The following is a 17674-nucleotide window of genomic DNA, read 5'->3' on the forward strand; positions in this document are numbered from 1 at the left end:
GGCGGGTCACGAGGTGTTATTTTTACCGAAATACTCTCCTGATTTGAATGTGATTGAGCACGACTTCAGTGCGCTGAAGCGAGCGCGGATGTATGCAGGGTCAAACAGTTCGATTGATGAAGTGATTCGCAAGTATTGTGCTGGATGATGTCTCATTCTTTATTGGAATTACTATAAAAGTTGAGCACATAAAATGAATGTCATCCTGTTCTAGGGTGACTTGTGCGGTTTTGTGTGTCTTCTATCCTTGTCAAAAGAGCTGTATCAGACTTTGCGATAGTGACAAAGGATCGTCTATCCTCAAAAAAAGTAGAACTCCTATGTTCTGAAGATCATGTCTTTCCTAGAAGCTATGCGCAGAAAAATTCTGTTTGAGTTTACTGCTACCCACCTCGAATCTGTTTTTATACCTAGCTTCCTCAAACGCTGGATTGTTCACCAGCATGATTGCCCTATATTCCTTCAAGAGACCCTAGCTAGAGATACTCACTGGCAAGTGCGTCAAGCAGCAGCAACAAATCCGGAATGTTCACCTTTACTCTTGGAAACCTTGGCTAAAGATACTGAATGGCGAGTCCGACGAGCAGTTGCTGCCAATCCTAATTGCCCTCAAATCTGTCTTGAAACACTGGCAATGGATAGCTATTTTCAGGTGCGTCAGCAGGTCGCAGCTCATCCTCAATGTCCCCCCGCCATTCTCAACCGCCTTGCTCAAGATCAATACTATCAAGTGCGGCAGGCTGCTGCTAGCAATCTGCAAAAACTTACCTCTTCTTCCCTTGAGCAGCTAGCACAGGATGACTACTGGCAAGTACGAGCCACTGTTGCCGCCCATCCCAACTGTCCCGAAACTATCCTAGCTCAGCTTGTTAAGGATCAGTACTGGCAGGTACGTATAGCTGTCGCTCGAAATGCTCAATGCCCCCTTAGCCTGAAGCAGACTTTTGAACATGACAGACGAGTTTTTATTCTTCACCAAATACTAAACAGACACTTAAGTTTACTGGGTTTTTCTCTCTTTGTAAAACGGTTGCTTGCTGGGTGCAGATATTGTCCTCTTTGGATTATTGAGGAGCTAGGAAAGGATCAACATTGGAGAGTGCGTCAAGCTATTGCCAAACATCCCAAATGTCCCCTATCTGTTTTAGAGAATCTAGCCAAGGACAGCTCATGGCAAGTGCGTCAGGCTACTGCTAGTCATCCTCAATGTCTTTCTTATCTTCTAGAGACGCTTGCCCAAGATAAGAGCAGTGAAGTGCGTCAGTCTATTGCACAGCGATCTGACTGTCCAGCACATTTGTTAGAAAGACTTTCCCAAGATATTTGTTGGCAAGTACGACAAGCAGTTGCTGAAAATGTAAACTGCCCTTCTACTGCTATAGAAATTCTAGCAAGAGAACGGTTTTTATGGTTAGAGGTGTCAAGGAATCCACAGTGTCCTCATCAGCTTTGGGAAGCGATGCTCAATCAGGAAAAAACTATTCTTTTGGATCGGTTTCTACAGAAATACATCTATTCTTTTTTAAGGTGGTTACCATTTTTTCTCAAAGAAAAAGTAGCCAATTGGGTGATTAAAAGTTCCAAGGGATGGTCTGAGGCTTTGGTGAGAACATTAGCGAAAGATCCAGATCAAAGGATGCGGTTACAGGTAGTCAGAACCCTGCCCTTTTGGTCTGAAGTGCTACACACTCTTATTCAAGATAAAGACATTAACGTTCAACTAGCTGTTGTCCAGCGCCCAGACTGTCCACCGCAGACATTGGCTATAGGTGCTCAGACGAGTGACTCTTGGTTTGTCCGCAAGACTATTGCTCGGCACCTGAATTGTTCACCTTCTGTCCTAGAGATATTAGCCGCTGATACCTCTGCTAGAGTACGCTTAGCCGCTATTCAAAATCCGAATTGCCCTCCCAATCTTTTAGAGGTATTAGTTAAAGGTGCGCATCAGCCTTTAGATACAGTGATAGCGAGTGGAAATGTATCTACCCCCCATCCATTTCAGATTCTGACTGACGATGAGAAGCTGAGCTTGTATTTGGCAGTTGCTCATCATACCAATTGTCCCCCCTCTCTTCTTGAGGGTTTATCTCAGAATACTAATTGGCACGTGCGCCAAGCAGTTGCTAGCAGTTTGAATTGTCCCTTATCACTCATAGAGAAGCTAGCGGTAGATCAGGATGCCCATGTTCGAGCAGCAGTAGCTAAGCGACTCGATTGTCCTGCCAACATTTTGTTAGCCCTAGCCCAAGATAGCTGTCGTGAAGTTTGGCGAGCAGTCATTAGCAATCCGGAGTGTTCTGAGCAGATTTTATGCTCTTTTGCTAAACATCCAGATGTGGTTGTGCGCGAACTTGTAGTGAAAAACCCGAAGTGTCCTCCTCAAATTTTAGCTACTCTTACCCAAGATAAGGAAAGTCAGGTAAGGCGAGCAATCGCAGAACGAGTAGGATTCTTATCCCACCTGCTAGAGACTTTGGCTAATGACCAAGACTGGCAAGTGCGATTAGCCATAGTGAATAACCCCCAATGCCCTAGCCATCTTTTGCAGGCTCTCAGTCAGGATATTCACGCAGAAGTAAAGCGAGCAGCCACCAAACGCTTGCAAGAATGCACTAAACACTAGACTAAGCTAAATTCAAATGAGCCTGAATTTCTGACTTCAGCCGATTGAGGATATGGCGCTGATCCAACTGGCTGAGGATTTGTTGCACTACGGTTTTCGGCCCAGCAGTTCCCCAGCCTGCGCCGTTGGCAAAGTAGGTTTTGGCTACTTGTCCCATCGTATAGGAGGCAAAGCCAGCAATCCCCGCTTGGGTCATGGCGACTGAGAGGTAAGGGCCAAAGGCAATGCCGCCACTCATGGGTGTAGCTAATCCCAACAGTCCCTTGAGGGAACTGAGTCCTAAGTTGACAGCAAATTCCCCTAAACTGATGCTGCCCATGGCGAGGGCGATTGTTTGTAATAGCTCCCTGGCGCCTGCTTCTGTGAGTTCAATGCCGTAGAGGCGCGAGAGTAGTTGAATCGTGGTCAAGTCAATGACGGCACTGCTGACCATATCGAGCACGGTAACAGGGTTGAGGGCGATCGCCAGCGCCTTGGCGACAGCTCCTTTCCAAATCAGTTGGTTGGCCTCCTGATCCCGCAGTTCCAGCTTGTAGCGGGCTAATTCTTCACTGACTTTATTGGCAAAAAGCATTGAGTTCAGGGCAATCAGGGCCTTCCCTTCGCGATTGAGCACCTCCAAGATCTTTTGCTTCAGGGGTTCCACTTGGGGAGCACCGACGGTCATTTTCACCTGTACTCGTCCTTGGCGATCGCGATTCACTTGGGGGACAAGGGGCGCTGCCGCTACCATGACAATCTCTTCGGGGGAGAGGAGTTCTTTGACGCGCTCATCGCGGATTTTGTTATAGATGGCCTCGCGATCCGCCTCTGGATACTGATCCACTTTGTTAAACACTAGAATCATCGGCTTGCCTGCCTGCCGCAACTCACTGAGGGCTTGGTACTCAAGACGGGTCAAATCCCCGGCAATGACAAAGAGAATCAAATCCGCTTGGGCTGCTACCTCCCGTGCCAGTTGCTCCCGTGCGGCGCCATTGACTTCGTCTAACCCCGGTGTATCAATGAGGCGGATGGGATTGCCACGCTGAGCTTCCGAAATTTGCCACAGGGCACTGGCTTCTTCTTGAGTGACGCCATGAATCGGCCCAGTCGCAAAGTAGGGTTCCCCTAGCAGCGCATTTAGTAGGGAGGACTTTCCCCGCCCCACCATACCAAAGACGGCAATTTGCACGACACCATAGTGGAGCTTGTCGAGCATTGCTTCGAGGTCAGCGATCGCGCGGGCGAGGGAGGCTTTTTCGCTGCCAGTCGCTTTGCACTCGAACAGGAGTTTTTCAAGGGCACTTTTGGCCGCTTCATAGCTGCGGGCGCTTTGATAATCATCAAGGTCATCAATCGTGCCTTGAAGTTCCTTCAGCAGAGAATTCGCTGGCGATCGCTCTATCACAGATGCAACACTGACGTTACAAAGATTCGCTTTTTATTCTAAGGGCAAGAACGGGACTGGTGCGATTTGAACGCACGACCTAGCGCTTAGGAGGCGCTCGCTCTATCCGACTGAGCTACAGCCCCAAAGAGATACCTTCTATCCTAGCGAGTTTTGATCGCCCCTAAGCTGCTGTCGCCACTGTTGCCCTCAGGGCATCAATTTCCTGAAACAAGCGCTCTAGGGGTGCATTGGGTTCTAAAAACGAGAAGAGATGCTTGTAGCGCAGCTTACCTTCCTGATCAATGAGAAACTGTGCGGGCAGTGGTGCCCCCAAGGCTTGACCCGTGCGGTATTTGCGAAAGACTTGGCAACTGGGGTCATAGAGCAGGGGCATCTTCAAGGCCATATCGTCCTTGACCTTTTGACTTTGCTGGGCATCGGTACTGGTGATCACAAGAACGGCTACTCCCTTGCCTTGGAATGTTTCATAGTGTTCATTCAAGGCCTTGAGATAGGGGTAGCACAGCGGACAGTATTGATGCTCCGTAAAGATACGAGTAAACACCAGTAGGAGCGGCTGCTCTTGCCACACCGTTGAGAAGCGCACGGGCACGGTTAGCCCTACGCCGGGTAGCTCCCAATCAGGAACCACTGCACCCCGCTGTAGTTGATTTTGGGGTGGCAGTGGCCACGCGTTCTGCCAAAACCGCTCATTAAAGAGGCCACTGAAGTTGGTGGAGGTAAAAAACGGTAATTGAACAGCCATGGCGCCCTCGCTGGTGGCTCAACATTTTCCTAGCGATCGACAGATCCCATAATCACATCGATACTGCCAAGGATAGCAACAATATCCGCCACTTTCATCCCCTTGAGCAACTGGGGCAGGACTTGCAGGTTATTGAAATCCGGTGGACGAATCTTCCAGCGCCAAGGGAAAACATTATCATCGCCAATCAGGTAAATCCCTAGCTCCCCTTTCCCCGATTCAACCCGCACATAGTGTTCGCCTTTGGGAATTTTGAAGGTGGGAGCCAGCTTCTTGCCGATGTATTGGTAGTCAAAGCCATTCCACTCCGACTTGGCACCCTCGAGCATCCGCTTGGCTTCGAGGTTTTCGTAGGGACCACCGGGCAAACCATCCAAGGCTTGGCGAATGATTTTCACCGATTCGCGCATTTCTTGAATACGGACAATGTAGCGGGCAAGGCAATCACCTTCTGTGGCCACAGGTACATCCCAGTCAAAGTCGTCATAGCACTCGTAGTGATCCACCTTGCGCAGATCCCACTTCACCCCAGAGGCACGGAGCATCGGCCCCGATAGCCCCCAGTTGATGGCATCCTCACGGCTAATTTTGCCCACCCCCTGTAAGCGACGCACAAAGATGGGGTTGTTGGTGATCAGGCGCTCGTACTCATCCACTTTGGGCAGGAAGTAATCGCAAAAGTCGCGGCACTTGGTTACCCAGCCATAGGTGAGGTCGGCGGCCACTCCCCCCATGCGGAAGTAGTTGTTGTTGATGAAGCGCATGCCTGTGGCAGCTTCAAAGAGATCGTAGATGTATTCCCGCTCACGGAAGATGTAGAAAAAGGGTGTCTGGGCACCGACATCCGCCAAGAAGGGGCCTAACCACAGCAGGTGATTGGCAATGCGGTTCAACTCCAGCATGATTACGCGGATATAGCTGGCGCGTTTGGGCACAGGAATACCAGCCAACTTTTCGGGAGCGTTGACGGTAACCGCTTCGTTAAACATCCCGGCGGCGTAGTCCCAACGACTCACGTAGGGGATGAACATAATGTTGGTGCGGTTTTCAGCAATTTTCTCCATGCCGCGATGGAGGTAGCCAATCACCGGCTCGCAGTCAATCACATCTTCGCCATCAAGGGTCACCATTAACCGCAAGACCCCGTGCATTGAGGGATGGTGCGGCCCCATGTTGATGACCATGGGTTCTGTGCGAGTCTCTATCGTGGGCATAGATGGCAGTTCCGCTAGAGGGTTGGACGCTTACTTTACAGCCCTTTTCTAAAATGTGGCATACATGAAGGGAGTGCAATTTCCTCCCATAGTGGCTTTCGCGGTTTTAAGCCTGTTCCATCTGTGAAAAGGGCTGTTCTTTTGATATGCTACACAGGTTTTCCCCGCTTGCCAATTCAAATTTGCTTATGGCTTAGATAACGGTGCCATCGGGGATCATGGCATTTTTGATAATCACCACCACCCCGCTGCGGATATAAAATCCTTGATCTTCACGGTTGGATTCTTCAACATGGTCTTTGTTGATGATTTTGACATCGTGGCCAATGGAGGCATTTTTATCGACAATTGCCCCGCGAATGACACTGTTGGCACCAATGCCGATGGGAATTTTATGTTGCAACAGGAGCTGGCTGCGCTGCGCCGAGTCTTGGTAGTAGTCGGCGCCCATCAGCAGGGAATGATCAATGACACAACCGGATTCTACGCGCGATCTCACCCCCAAAACGGAATGGTGAACTTGGCATTCCTTAAGAATGCAGCCCTCGCTAATGATTGACTCGGTGATCGTGCAACTGAGAATCTTACTGGGGGGTAAATAGCGGGGACGGGTGTAGATGGGGGCGTTTTCGTCGTAGAAGCTAAAGGGTGGTTGGGGTTGTTGGGTGAGGGCAAGGTTAGCCTCGTAGAAGGATCCAATCGTGCCAATATCTTCCCAGTAGCCATTAAAGACGTAGGTTTGGACAAGATGAGAACGGGTCGCAGCGGGAATGATTTCCTTGCCAAAGTCCGTGGCATCGGCCATCTGTTGCAGCAGATCAATCAGCACTTGCCGCTTAAAGACATAAATCCCCATTGAGGCAATGTAGGGTTTGCGATGGGCTTCCTCGGCACTAAGGCCATAGCGGGTTGTGTCCACGCGCATATCCCGTAGGGCATCACCGCTGGGTTTTTCGCGGAATTCAATAACTCGCCCTGTGCCATCTACCTTAATCAAGCCAAAGCCAGAGGCGGCTTTTTCATCGACGGGCAAGACGGAGAGGGTAATATCGGCGCCCGTTTCGCGATGGCGCTGCACAAAAAGGCGATAGTCCATGCGGTAGAGGTGATCTCCTGAAAGAATCAGGTATTCATCCACGTCCCAATCGGCTAACAGCCACAGGTATTGACGCACCGCATCGGCAGTGCCCTGAAACCAGTTGGGATTTTCTGGGGTTTGTTGCGCTGCTAACACTTCGACAAAGCCGCCCGTCAAGCCGGGGAAGGTATAGGTACGAGCAATATGACGGTTGAGGGAGGCCGAGTTGAATTGGGTAAGGACGTAAATGTTATTGATTTCGGAGTTGATGCAATTGCTCACAGGAATATCAATGAGGCGATATTTTCCAGCAAGGGGAACCGCAGGCTTGGCTCGACGCTTGGTCAAGGGATAGAGACGTGTGCCGGCACCGCCCCCAAGGATAATCGCCAAGACTCGTTTCATTGAAAACTCCATCTGAACGGCCACATCAACAGTGTACGCTGTGGTGGCACTTCTCTTTGCGAAGGGGACGCTTTTTGGTAAAGAAGCCGCGCAATGGCATGATAATGATACTTGGTCGTTGATCCCAAGCGGAGAGTAGCAGCATGGGATTTGTGGATATTGCGATCGCTGATTTGGCAGCGGACTACGGCGTCTCGGTCGAAACCGTCTGTGGGTTGTGCGATCGCTTGGGTATTCGCTATACCAGTCCGCAAACGCGCCTGCCCCTTGAAGATGCCAAAGCAATCATTTTGGCTTTGACGGACTCTGCTACACCGACCGATCAACGGGACACATCACCGCACTCGTAAGACCTGCTTATTGGGAGAACTATGTTAAGAAAATCCATTTGGCTTGCGGTCGCCCTTTGCCTCTGCCTCTGGCAACTGACCCTAGGTACAGCACTGGCCGCTGAACTGACCCCTGACGTCCTGACCGTTCCCCTCAACAGTGAAGGAAAAACCATTACCCTGACGGAAAAGCAATACTTTGAGGGTAAGCGTCTCTTCCAGTATGCTTGCGCCTCCTGCCATGTGGGGGGGATCACCAAAACCAACCCCAATTTGGATTTGCGCACTGAAACCCTGGCTTTGGCCACACCGCCACGGGATAACATCGAAAGCTTGGTGGACTATATGAAAAACCCCACCACCTACGATGGTGAGCAAGAAATTGCTGAGGTGCACCCCAGTCTGCGCAGTGCCGACATTTTTCCCAAAATGCGGAATTTGAACGAAAAAGATCTGGTGGCGATCGCCGGTCACATCCTCGTCGAACCCAAGATTCTTGGGGATAAATGGGGAGGCGGTAAAATTTACTACTAGTCACAACTCAAGAAGGATCTTCCCAACTCATGCACCAACCTCACTCTCGGCTTCGGCCTGTTGTCTGGCTCTGCAGTGGCCTACTGTTCTTGCTGCTGGGCTGGGCGATCGCCCCGGCAACGGCGCTGGCGGCCTCTGGGGTAGATAACTATGTGATCCAATACCTGAAGGTCACAGATACGGTGGAACTGCCCCTCAATGACAGCGGTGAGACCAAAACCTTTACAGCCGTGGACTTGACCCGTGGGAAACGGCTCTTTGAGGAAAACTGCAAAAACTGCCACGTTGGCGGCAGTACACTCCCCAATCCGTTGGTCTCCCTCTCCCTGAAGGATCTCAAGGGAGCCACCCCCCCACGGGATACAATTACCAGTCTGGTGGCCTTCCAGCGATCGCCGAGATCGTACGATGGCAGCGAAGAGAGTTATTCCTGCCGCCGCGTGAGTGAGGACTGGTTGACCACGGAACAGCTTGAGACCTTAGCTGCCTTTATTTTGCGAGCGGCAGCCGTGGCGCCCGGTTGGGGCGTAGAAAGCTTTCCGGACAGTGTCCCCTAGGTTGGGAACTTTGCTACACTGACCTTTGGTGAACCTTGCACCCCTTGATTTTTGGGGCTTTATCCATACCCTGACGCATTCCATGAAAGGAGAACTCCGTTGAAAAAGCTATTCATTTGTGTTTGCGCGATCGCGATCGCGCTGTTTGTCAACCTCACCCCTGCGGCCTTTGCGGCAGATTTAGCCAATGGTGCCAAAGTCTTTAGCGGCAACTGTGCAGCCTGTCACATGGGGGGTGGCAATGTGGTGATGGCCAACAAAACCCTGAAAAAAGAAGCCCTTGAGCAATTTGGCATGTACTCCGAGGATGCCATTATCTACCAAGTGCAGCACGGCAAAAATGCCATGCCCGCTTTTGCTGGTCGTCTCACCGATGAACAAATTCAAGATGTGGCTGCCTACGTGCTCGATCAAGCCGCCAAGGGTTGGGCAGGCTAAGATTGCCACCGTCTGAAAAAACGATTGATGAAGGGTGTAGGCGTAGGTGCTACATCCTTTTTTTATTCTGTGACTGCCCTCCAAGTCCTGCAAAGATAGATGTTGTGTTCTGCATCCCCTAGGGAATCCTCTCTAGAACCAGTGCAATTCATATAATGATGAAAGACTTGCTCCTACAAAAAGGCGGTACACTTGGGCTATGCCTGCTGCCCCATTGCCAGCAAATGAACCGGAACGGCAACGTGCCCTTGAGCAGTATCGAGTCTTAGATACGCCTCCGGAACCGATCTTTGATGAAATTACGAATTTAGCGGCAGCCATTTGCGAAACCCCCATTGCTTTGATTAGTCTCATCGATCGCCAGCGGCAGTGGTTTAAGTCCAAGGTGGGGCTAGATGCCTGTGAAACCCCACGCAATATTGCCTTTTGTGCCCATGTGATCCTTCAGCCAGAACTGGTGGTGGTACCGGATGCTCGGCTGGATCCCCGCTTTGCCGATAATCCCGTTGTTACAGGGCCGCCCTATATCCGCTTCTATGCGGGGATGCCCTTGATGACGCCCGATGGCTATGGCATTGGTACCCTCTGTGTGGTGGACTATAAGCCGCGTGAGCTAAACCCCGTTCAACAGCAAACCCTGCGCACCCTTGCTCGCCAAGTCATTAGTGAACTGGAAATCCGCCATCACTTAGAGGTCACCCAGCAACAACTGGCCTACATTCAGCAGATGAGCAGCCTCCAAGAGGCGGTCTTCAATAGTAGTAATCACGCCATCATTGCCACCCGTACCGATGGCATTATCACGCTGCTGAATCGAGCCGCTGAGGAATGGCTGGGATATCCTGCCTCAGAACTGGTGGGTAAAGCAACGCCAGAACGTTTCCATGATCCTCAAGAGGTGGAGCGCTATGCCCAGATCCTCAGTGCGCAATTGGGAGAACCCATTCCTGCGGGGTTTGAGACTCTCGTGGCTCGGGCGCGGCGGGGCTTGGCCGATGAGCAGGAGTGGACATTTATACGACGGGATGGCTCTCGCTTCCCTGTGTCCCTGTCAGTCACCCCGATTCATGATAGCCAAGAGCAACTGATTGGCTTTTTGGAGTTAGCGGTTGATATTACCGACAAGAAGCAAATTGAGGCAGAGCTGCGACTGCGGGAGCGAGCGATCATTGCCAGTACTAATGGCATTGTGATTACCGACTACCGCCAACCCGATAATCCAATTATCTATGTGAACCCCGCCTTTGAGCGGATGACGGGATACCGAGCAACGGAGGTGATTGGCAAAAATTGCCGCTTTTTGCAGGGGCGCGATCGCCATCAACCGGGGGCTGAAGCCATTCGTAATGCCATTAAAAAAGGCCAATCCTGCCGGGTGGTGCTGCGCAACTACCGCAAAAACGGCCAACCCTTCTGGAATGAACTGGCCATCTCCCCGATTTATAACGAGTTTGGCGAAATTACCCACTACATTGGCATTCAAAGTGATGTCACCGAACGGCAGCGGGCACAGCTGTTTTTACAGCAGCAGGTGAAGCGCACGCTCCTGCTCAATCGCATTACTGAGGAAATTCGCCAGCAAATTGAACGGGAACACATCTGTCGTACAGCAGTGCAGCAGGTGGGAGCAACCCTCAATGTCAGTCGTTGCCTCTTATTTGTCTATCAGGAGAATGCCCCTTCGCCGATGGAATTGGTGGCAGAGTATTGTGCGCCGGGGGTGTCTTCCGTCAAGGAATGCCCTCTCGATTTGAGCCAGATGCGGGGACCGTTTTTGGAATCGGTTTTTGCCTCCGATGAGGTGTTTAGCTGCGAGGATGTGGCAACAGACAGTCGTCTAACCTCACTTCATGAGTACTGCGAAGCCCTGAGTGTGAAATCTGCGGTGATTGTGCGCACGGCCTATCGCAATCAAGCGAATGGTTTGCTCATTTTGCACCAGTGCGATCGCCAGCGGCGGTGGACGGCGGCCATTAAAAGTTTGCTCAAGAGTGTGGCGGCACAGGTGGGGATTGGCCTTGCCCAAGTACAACTTTTGGAACAGGAAACCCGCCAACGTCAGCAACTGCAACAGCAAATGCAGCGGGCATTACTCTTGAATCAAATTACCGAACAGATTCGCCAGAGCCTCGATACGGAAAGGGTGTTTGAAACAACCGTCACCCAAATTGGTCAGGCCTTTGGGGTCAGTCGCTGTTTAATTCATCGCTACGAGCCGGGGCCACCGCCGCGTATTCCCGATGTGGCTGAATACCTGCAACCGGGCTACCCCTCAATGAGGGGGGTCAGTGTGCCCGTGGAAAACAACCCCCACGCCTTGGAGGTTATCAGGAGTGATGCCGCCGTTGTTTCCCACGATGTGACTCAAGAGCCCCTACTTGGCAGTGCCATTGAGCTGTGTCATCAATTTCAAATCCAGTCAATGCTGGCTATTCGCACCTCCTATAAAGGCGTACCCAATGGCATTATTGGCCTGCATCAGTGCGATCGCCAGCGGCAGTGGACTCCCGATGAGATTGAACTTCTGGAAGCAGTGGCCGCGCAAGTGGGGATTGCGATCGCCCAAGCGGAACTCCTGCGCCATGAACAGCAGCAGCGCCAATTATTGGCTCAGCAAAACCAAGAACTCGAACAAGCCCGCCTGCAAGCAGAACTGGCCAACCGAGCCAAGAGTGAGTTTTTGGCCACCATGAGCCATGAGATCCGCACCCCCATGAATGCGGTTTTGGGCTTTACGAATTTGCTCTTGGATACGCCCCTCAATGAGCAGCAGCGGGACTTTTTGCAAACTCTACACCAAGCCGGCGAGGCACTCCTGACAATTATTAACGACATTCTTGACTTCTCGAAAATTGAATCGGGCAAACTGGTGCTAGAGCAGCAGCCCTTTGATGTGCGTGAGTGCGTGGAGGATGTCCTGAGCCTATTGGCCAGCAAAGCCGAGGAGAAGGAGTTAGAGTTACTTTACACCTGTACCCCCGAAACCCCTGCCCAAGTTAAAGGGGACGTGACCCGGCTACGGCAGATCCTCGTTAACCTAGTGGGCAATGGCATTAAGTTTACCCACGAAGGCCAAGTCGTCGTCCATGTGAGCGCGGTCAAGCACGAGGGCAAGGATTTTCTCCAATTTCAAGTTCAGGATACGGGCATTGGCATTCCCAGCGATCGCTTGGATCGGCTCTTCAAGCCCTTTAGTCAAGTGGATGCCTCGACGACGCGCGAGTATGGCGGTACCGGCCTAGGCCTTGTGATCAGCAAACGCCTCTGTGAGTTGATGGGCGGCAATATGTCCGTTGAAAGTGTCGAGGGGCAGGGCACCACATTTACATTTACGATCCTCGCTGAAGGACAAAAACCCTATGTGCCGCCGACAATCCATGCTGCTTTGGCAGACAAGCGGGTTCTTGTAGTGGACGACAATGCCGCCAGCCGCGATAATCTCTGTACATTGCTGCAAAACTGGGGAATGGTTCCCGTCGGATATGGAGATCCGCAACTGGTGCTAGAAGCACCGCCCCAGTGGGATGTGGCAGTCATTGATTTGAATATGCCCGAGATGACTGGGCTTCAGTTAGCAGAGCGGTTGCAATCAGAGCCGCACTTCAATCAACAGCCGATTATTCTGCTCACACCCCTGAGTTGGCTGGAAACCGCTAGTCGCAAGGAGTTGATCACAGCCCACATCCCCAAACCCATTCGCCCTCTCACCCTACGGCAAACCCTAATTAAGACCCTTAGCAGTGAATCTGCAACTCAGCCTGCCCTGACAAAAACAGGCATTGATCCCAACTTGGGCAGTCGCTTTCCGCTGCGTATCCTCCTTGCCGAGGATAATGCTGTTAACCAAAAGGTGGCACTGCATATTCTCAAGCGGATGGGCTACCGTGCCGATGTGGCGGCCAATGGCCTCGAGGTGCTTGAAGCACTGCAACAGCGCCCCTACGATGTGGTGCTCATGGATGTGCAAATGCCAAAGATGGATGGCCTCGAGACCACCGAACGCATCTGTGCCCAATGGCCTCCCAGCCAGCGTCCTTGGATTATTGCCATGACGGCAAATGCCCTAGCTGGCGATCGCGAACGCTGCTTTGCGGCGGGGATGGATGACTACATCAGTAAACCGATTAAAATTGAAGCCCTTGCCGCGGCCCTCAACCGCTGTCGCTGCCTCAGTCCCAAGACCACCTATCCGCAACTGTGTGAGCAGATCAGCTTTGAGGGTGATCAGAATACAGCAGAGTCTATGACCTAGAGATACTTAGCCAAGAGCAGATGCAGTTTCTCCTTGGTGGCTGCGGGTACCTTGTCAAGGGGAGTGAGAATGGCATTCTTTAAGGCACGGTGGGCTTTAGAGGCTGGTGGATTGGCATGGAGGCGTTTGACGGTTTCACAGATAATGGCTTGGGCATTTTTGACATTGCGCTGCAGGTTGGTCACAATCATCTCCACAGTAACGGAGTCGTGTTCTGGGTGCCAGCAATCGTAGTCAGTCACCAGAGCCAAGGTTGCGTAGGCAATCTCCGCTTCGCGAGCTAATTTGGCCTCTGGTAGGTTGGTCATACCAATCACCGTTCCGCCCCAAGAGCGGTAGAGATTCGACTCCGCAAGTGTCGAGAAGGCAGGCCCTTCCATACACACATAGGTACCTTGGCGGTGCAGGGTGACATCGGGCAGGTTGAGATCGGCGATCGCATCCGCGAGAACGCCAGCAAGGGCAGGACACACCGGATCGGCAAAGCCAATGTGCGCCACAATGCCATCCCCAAAGAATGTGGAAATGCGGTTACGGGTACGGTCAATAAACTGATCGGGCACCACCATATCAAGGGGTTTCACCTGTTCCTGTAGGGAACCCACCGCAGACGCAGAAAGCAGGTACTCGACCCCAAGGGATTTGAAGCCATAGATGTTGGCACGAAAGGGAATCTCCGTCGGCAGTAGATGGTGATCGCGGCCATGACGTGCCAAAAAGACGACTGGAACCCCAGCAATCTTGCCGCAAATAAAGGCATCGGAAGGATCACCAAAGGGCGTAGTCAGACGTACCTCTTCGACATCGGTGAGGGCCTCCATCTTGTAGAGACCACTACCGCCAATAATGCCAATTTTTGCAGTCATGGAGATTCCTAAAACACCAATCGGCAATAGCTTAGCACTAGTTGCCCCAATTTTGATGGTTTAGAGGCTACCGAGGGGGTTGAACTGGTAGTTGGAGCCTTTAGGGCCATTGGGTCCCGGTGCTGCTTGCACCAGAGGAACTCGATCAAAGGTACCACTGGCGGTTTGCCCCTGAATTTGTACCCCTTGGCGGAGCAGTTGTTGGGTGCTGGCGCGATCGCCCCCTTGAACCATCGCTTGGGCAAGGGCTTGAGTTGCATCGTAGGCGGTTGTGGTGCGCCAACTAATTTGCCCCCGCCACGCTTGTGCGGCCTGCTGCGCAAAGGGATCATTGGGGTTAGTACTCCAAGGCACTGCTAGAATCATGCCATTGATGGCACTATCCCCCTTGATCAGTAAATCAGGGCTGTAGAGTTGATCACTACCAAACAACTGCAGGGGGGTAGTTTGGGTTTGATTGGCAATAGCAAGGGCAACGGCATCATTCACCCGGGCGCGACTCATGGCCAAAATGACCACATTGGCTCCCGCTTGCTGTGCTGTGGTCATTGCTGTATTGGCATTAAAGCCGGGGGCGGCCACATCCATCTGTTGCACCACTTGCGCACCAAACCGAGGCAGAGCAGCGACTAATTTAGTTTTCAGTTCATCACTGTAGGGACTATCGCTGTTGTAGAGAACAGCCACTTTGGCATTAGGGACTTTTTTCGCAGCGGCTTGGGCGAGGGTATTGGCGGCATTGTCAAGGTAGGTATTGAGGAGTTGTTGCCCCTTTTCACTCAAAGATAGGGTTTGCACTTGAACCGTGCCGTTGTCTTGGGGGATGACATTCGTGGTCAGGGGAGAAAGGGCCGCAATCCCCGCTTGCTCATAAACCTGTAGAGCGGCACGACTATTGGTGTCGGTGCCATGACCCAGTACCCCTTGGATTGAACTGTTGATCAAATCTTCGGCCAAACTGGTTACACCATTGGGGCTGTTTTCATTGACAATGGCGACTTCAAGGGCACGACTGGGGCCACTGGCATTAAAGCGCTCTTGGTACTGAGCGACCCCCCGCAGAATTTCCTTGGCAGTATCGGGGCTAGTACCAATGGGAACAACGGTGGCCATCGTCATCGGGTTGCCGGCTTGGCGGGCACGGGCATTGTTAAGATAAATGCGCGCCTCTGGATCATTGGGATCGAGGGTGACGAGTTCTTGATACTTGGCGATCGCCTGTGCCCAATCTCCCTGATCAAAGGCAAGGGCGGCTTCTTGCTTCAGGGCTGCTCGCTGCGGATTGGGTTCACTGATCAGGATGCGCTCCCCTTGGCTAATATAGGCTGTGTTGCGGGCAGTGGTTTTGCTCACCAAGTGGTTGCCACTGGTTGTCCCTCCTATCGGCAGTGGCGTAGTGCCGTTGCGGTTGGCAATAAAGATTCGATAGCCAAGGAAACCAATACCACCCGCGAGTAATAGAACCACCCCAAGGGCAGCAGCAACTAGCGGTAGTTTCCACTTTCCAGCCCCAGCAGCACTATTACCACTGGCAGGATTCATGGCCTCACGGGGTAGTCCACAGATGTCACAGTCGGGGCCAAAGTTTTCATAGGGGGGGTGGGCACCGCTGGCATTGGGGTAGGATTTACCGTTTTTAGGTACGCCATCGCACTTCCAAGAACCGGGAGATGGTGCCATGATGCCCCCCTTTCAAGTGAATTTGGATCAGTGTACTGTCCTAAGCACGGGCAAGAACAGGATTGTCGTCTTCGGCATCTTCGGTGTCGGCCTCTTCTTCAAGGACAATCGTCATGAAGCGGAGGATGTTTTCATTGAGGCGCATAGCGCGTTCTAGGGGGGCGATCGCCGTCCCAGCAGCGGTATAGGTCATCAGAATGTAGTAGCCCTCCCGCAGTTTCTTGATCGGGTAGGCAAACCGACGCTTGCCCCGATTTTGCACCTTAAGCTTTGTCGCACCCTGTTCTTCTAAAAAAGTGCGAAATTGGCTAATGGTTTGTTCCAGTTGTTCTTCGCCCACATCAGGACGAACAATATAGAGCGTTTCGTAGTTCCGTGTAATCATTGAGGTCAACTCCCTTTGGACAAATGGCCTTTTGACGGATGCAAAAAGCAAGGCTTTATAATTTTAGCACCGCAGTTTGCCATTCTTGGCAAGGAAAAAAGGGGACTAATTCACTATGGTGGAACGGTTTGTGCGGGTACAGACCACGGGGGGACAGATTCATTACGGCACACTGCAACTCAACCGCGAAGTGATGATTTGGGATGCGGCACCGTGGCTCCACGGCCAACCCACGAACCAAGTCCTCAGTCCCGATAGCTATCAACTCTTGGCTCCCTGCTCCCCCTCAAAAATTGTTGCTGTCGGACGCAACTATGTGAAGCACGCTGCCGAAATGGGCGATAGCGTGCCCCCTGAGCCATTAATTTTTCTAAAACCACCGACAACGGTTCAAGCCCCCGGCTGTCCCATTTGGTATCCGCCCCAAGTAAAGCGGGTGGACTATGAGGGGGAATTGGCGGTGGTCATTGGTCGTCGTACCCGTGCCTGCCCTGAAAATGAAGCTCTTGAGCATATTTGGGGTTACACGATCGCCAACGATGTCACGGCTCGGGATCTGCAGCAGCGGGAGCAGCAATGGACGCGGGCCAAGGGGTTTGACACCTTTTGCCCCCTAGGACCTTGGATTGTGCGAGAGGTTCCTAGCGATGCGCGGTTGCAAACCTTTATTAATGAGGCCGCGCAACCCGTCCAATCAGCAACGATTGATCAAATGGTTTTCTCACCCGCCAAGTTGGTGAGTTTCATTAGCTATGTGATGACACTGCTGCCGGGGGATGTGGTATTGACGGGGACACCCGCAGGAATTGGTGCATTACAGGTGGGCGATCGCGTGCGCGTCGAAATTGAAGGCATTGGCAGCCTCCTGTCGGTAGTCACAACACCGGAGACCCCTTGGACACCCCCCTTAGGTCGCGCCTATTAGGAATATCCCTCTTTAATGACTTTAGGCGGATGAAAAGACACATTGTCGGCTCCATTGATGCACCAGTGGACAGATATAGCTATTCCAATAAGGAATGAGATATCATCCAGCACAATACTTGCGAATCACTTCATCAATCGAACTGTTTGACCCTGCATACATCCGCGCTCGCTTCAACGCACTGAAGTCGTGCTCAATCACATTCAAATCAGGAGAGTATTTCGGTAAAAATAACACCTCGTGACCCGCC

The 17674-nt window shown here is 52.0% G+C and carries 16 protein-coding genes and 1 tRNA gene; 8 read left to right on the forward strand and 9 right to left on the reverse strand.

The features are described from left to right. Both RHK62_RS03085 and RHK62_RS03090 read left to right on the forward strand, forming a co-directional pair. The coding region (locus tag RHK62_RS03085) for a transposase (RefSeq protein WP_310453260.1) at positions 1–148 on the forward strand (148 nt) is incomplete at its 5' end. A gap of 186 nt (positions 149–334) precedes the next feature. Beyond that, complete coding sequence (locus RHK62_RS03090; RefSeq protein WP_310453255.1) at positions 335–2623, forward strand: hypothetical protein; 2289 nt, start codon at positions 335–337, stop codon at positions 2621–2623. A 1-nt stretch (position 2624) separates the two neighbouring features. Here the strand turns inward: RHK62_RS03090 and RHK62_RS03095 are convergent, their stop codons facing one another. From RHK62_RS03095 to RHK62_RS03115, 5 genes are all read right to left on the reverse strand, one after another. Next, positions 2625–4013, reverse strand: a complete 1389-nt coding sequence (locus tag RHK62_RS03095) for a GTP-binding protein (protein WP_310453256.1) — start codon at positions 4011–4013, stop codon at positions 2625–2627. Between the two features lie 51 nt (positions 4014–4064). After that, positions 4065–4138, reverse strand: a tRNA-Arg gene (locus RHK62_RS03100). Between the two features lie 38 nt (positions 4139–4176). Continuing rightward, positions 4177–4761 carry a peroxiredoxin family protein gene (locus tag RHK62_RS03105; protein WP_302678816.1) on the reverse strand — a complete coding sequence of 195 codons (585 nt, stop codon included), beginning with the start codon at positions 4759–4761 and terminating at the stop codon, positions 4177–4179. Positions 4762–4790: 29 nt separating this feature from the next. After that, entirely contained in the window at positions 4791–5975 is a 1185-nt protein-coding gene (locus tag RHK62_RS03110; RefSeq protein ID WP_149820368.1) for an NAD(P)H-quinone oxidoreductase subunit H, read from the reverse strand. A 193-nt stretch (positions 5976–6168) separates the two neighbouring features. Beyond that, positions 6169–7458, reverse strand: coding sequence for a glucose-1-phosphate adenylyltransferase (locus RHK62_RS03115; RefSeq protein ID WP_302676858.1), 1290 nt, complete (start codon positions 7456–7458; stop codon positions 6169–6171). Between the two features lie 143 nt (positions 7459–7601). On the opposite strand from RHK62_RS03115, the gene RHK62_RS03120 reads away from it, so the two are divergent. The 5 genes from RHK62_RS03120 (at position 7602) to RHK62_RS03140 (ending at position 13568) form a co-directional block, all read left to right on the forward strand. Then, on the forward strand, positions 7602–7808 hold the full coding sequence (locus RHK62_RS03120; RefSeq protein WP_206201021.1) for a translation initiation factor IF-2: 207 nt from the start codon (positions 7602–7604) through the stop codon (positions 7806–7808). A 21-nt stretch (positions 7809–7829) separates the two neighbouring features. Next, a complete protein-coding gene (gene psbV, locus RHK62_RS03125; protein WP_302676857.1) occupies positions 7830–8321 on the forward strand; it encodes a photosystem II cytochrome c-550 in 492 nt (163 codons plus the stop codon). Positions 8322–8350: 29 nt separating this feature from the next. Next, positions 8351–8878 (forward strand): photosystem II cytochrome PsbV2, encoded by a 528-nt coding sequence (gene psbV2, locus RHK62_RS03130; RefSeq protein ID WP_310453257.1) that lies wholly within the window; start codon positions 8351–8353, stop codon positions 8876–8878. A gap of 99 nt (positions 8879–8977) precedes the next feature. After that, entirely contained in the window at positions 8978–9316 is a 339-nt protein-coding gene (gene petJ, locus RHK62_RS03135) for a cytochrome c6 PetJ (RefSeq protein WP_149820357.1), read from the forward strand. A gap of 199 nt (positions 9317–9515) precedes the next feature. After that, complete coding sequence (locus RHK62_RS03140; RefSeq protein ID WP_310453258.1) at positions 9516–13568, forward strand: GAF domain-containing protein; 4053 nt, start codon at positions 9516–9518, stop codon at positions 13566–13568. Here the strand turns inward: RHK62_RS03140 and RHK62_RS03145 are convergent. From RHK62_RS03145 to rpsF, 3 genes are read right to left on the reverse strand one after another with little or no spacing between them, the layout of a single operon-like run. Next, positions 13565–14434, reverse strand: coding sequence for an S-methyl-5'-thioadenosine phosphorylase (locus tag RHK62_RS03145; protein WP_310438016.1), 870 nt, complete (start codon positions 14432–14434; stop codon positions 13565–13567). The two genes, RHK62_RS03140 and RHK62_RS03145, sit on opposite strands and share 4 nt — an antisense overlap. Before the next feature lie 60 nt (positions 14435–14494). Next, on the reverse strand, positions 14495–16114 hold the full coding sequence (locus tag RHK62_RS03150; RefSeq protein WP_310453259.1) for an ABC transporter substrate-binding protein: 1620 nt from the start codon (positions 16112–16114) through the stop codon (positions 14495–14497). Between the two features lie 40 nt (positions 16115–16154). Next, a complete protein-coding gene (rpsF, locus tag RHK62_RS03155) occupies positions 16155–16499 on the reverse strand; it encodes a 30S ribosomal protein S6 (protein WP_206201028.1) in 345 nt (114 codons plus the stop codon). A gap of 115 nt (positions 16500–16614) precedes the next feature. On the opposite strand from rpsF, the gene RHK62_RS03160 reads away from it, so the two are divergent. Then, positions 16615–17424, forward strand: a complete 810-nt coding sequence (locus tag RHK62_RS03160; RefSeq protein WP_206201029.1) for a fumarylacetoacetate hydrolase family protein — start codon at positions 16615–16617, stop codon at positions 17422–17424. A gap of 102 nt (positions 17425–17526) precedes the next feature. Here the strand turns inward: RHK62_RS03160 and RHK62_RS03165 are convergent. Further along, the coding region (locus RHK62_RS03165) for a transposase (protein WP_310453260.1) at positions 17527–17674 on the reverse strand (148 nt) is incomplete at its 5' end.

Origin of the sequence: Thermosynechococcus sp. HY213, from assembly GCF_031460975.1 — a bacterium.
Taxonomy (GTDB): domain Bacteria; phylum Cyanobacteriota; class Cyanobacteriia; order Thermosynechococcales; family Thermosynechococcaceae; genus Thermosynechococcus.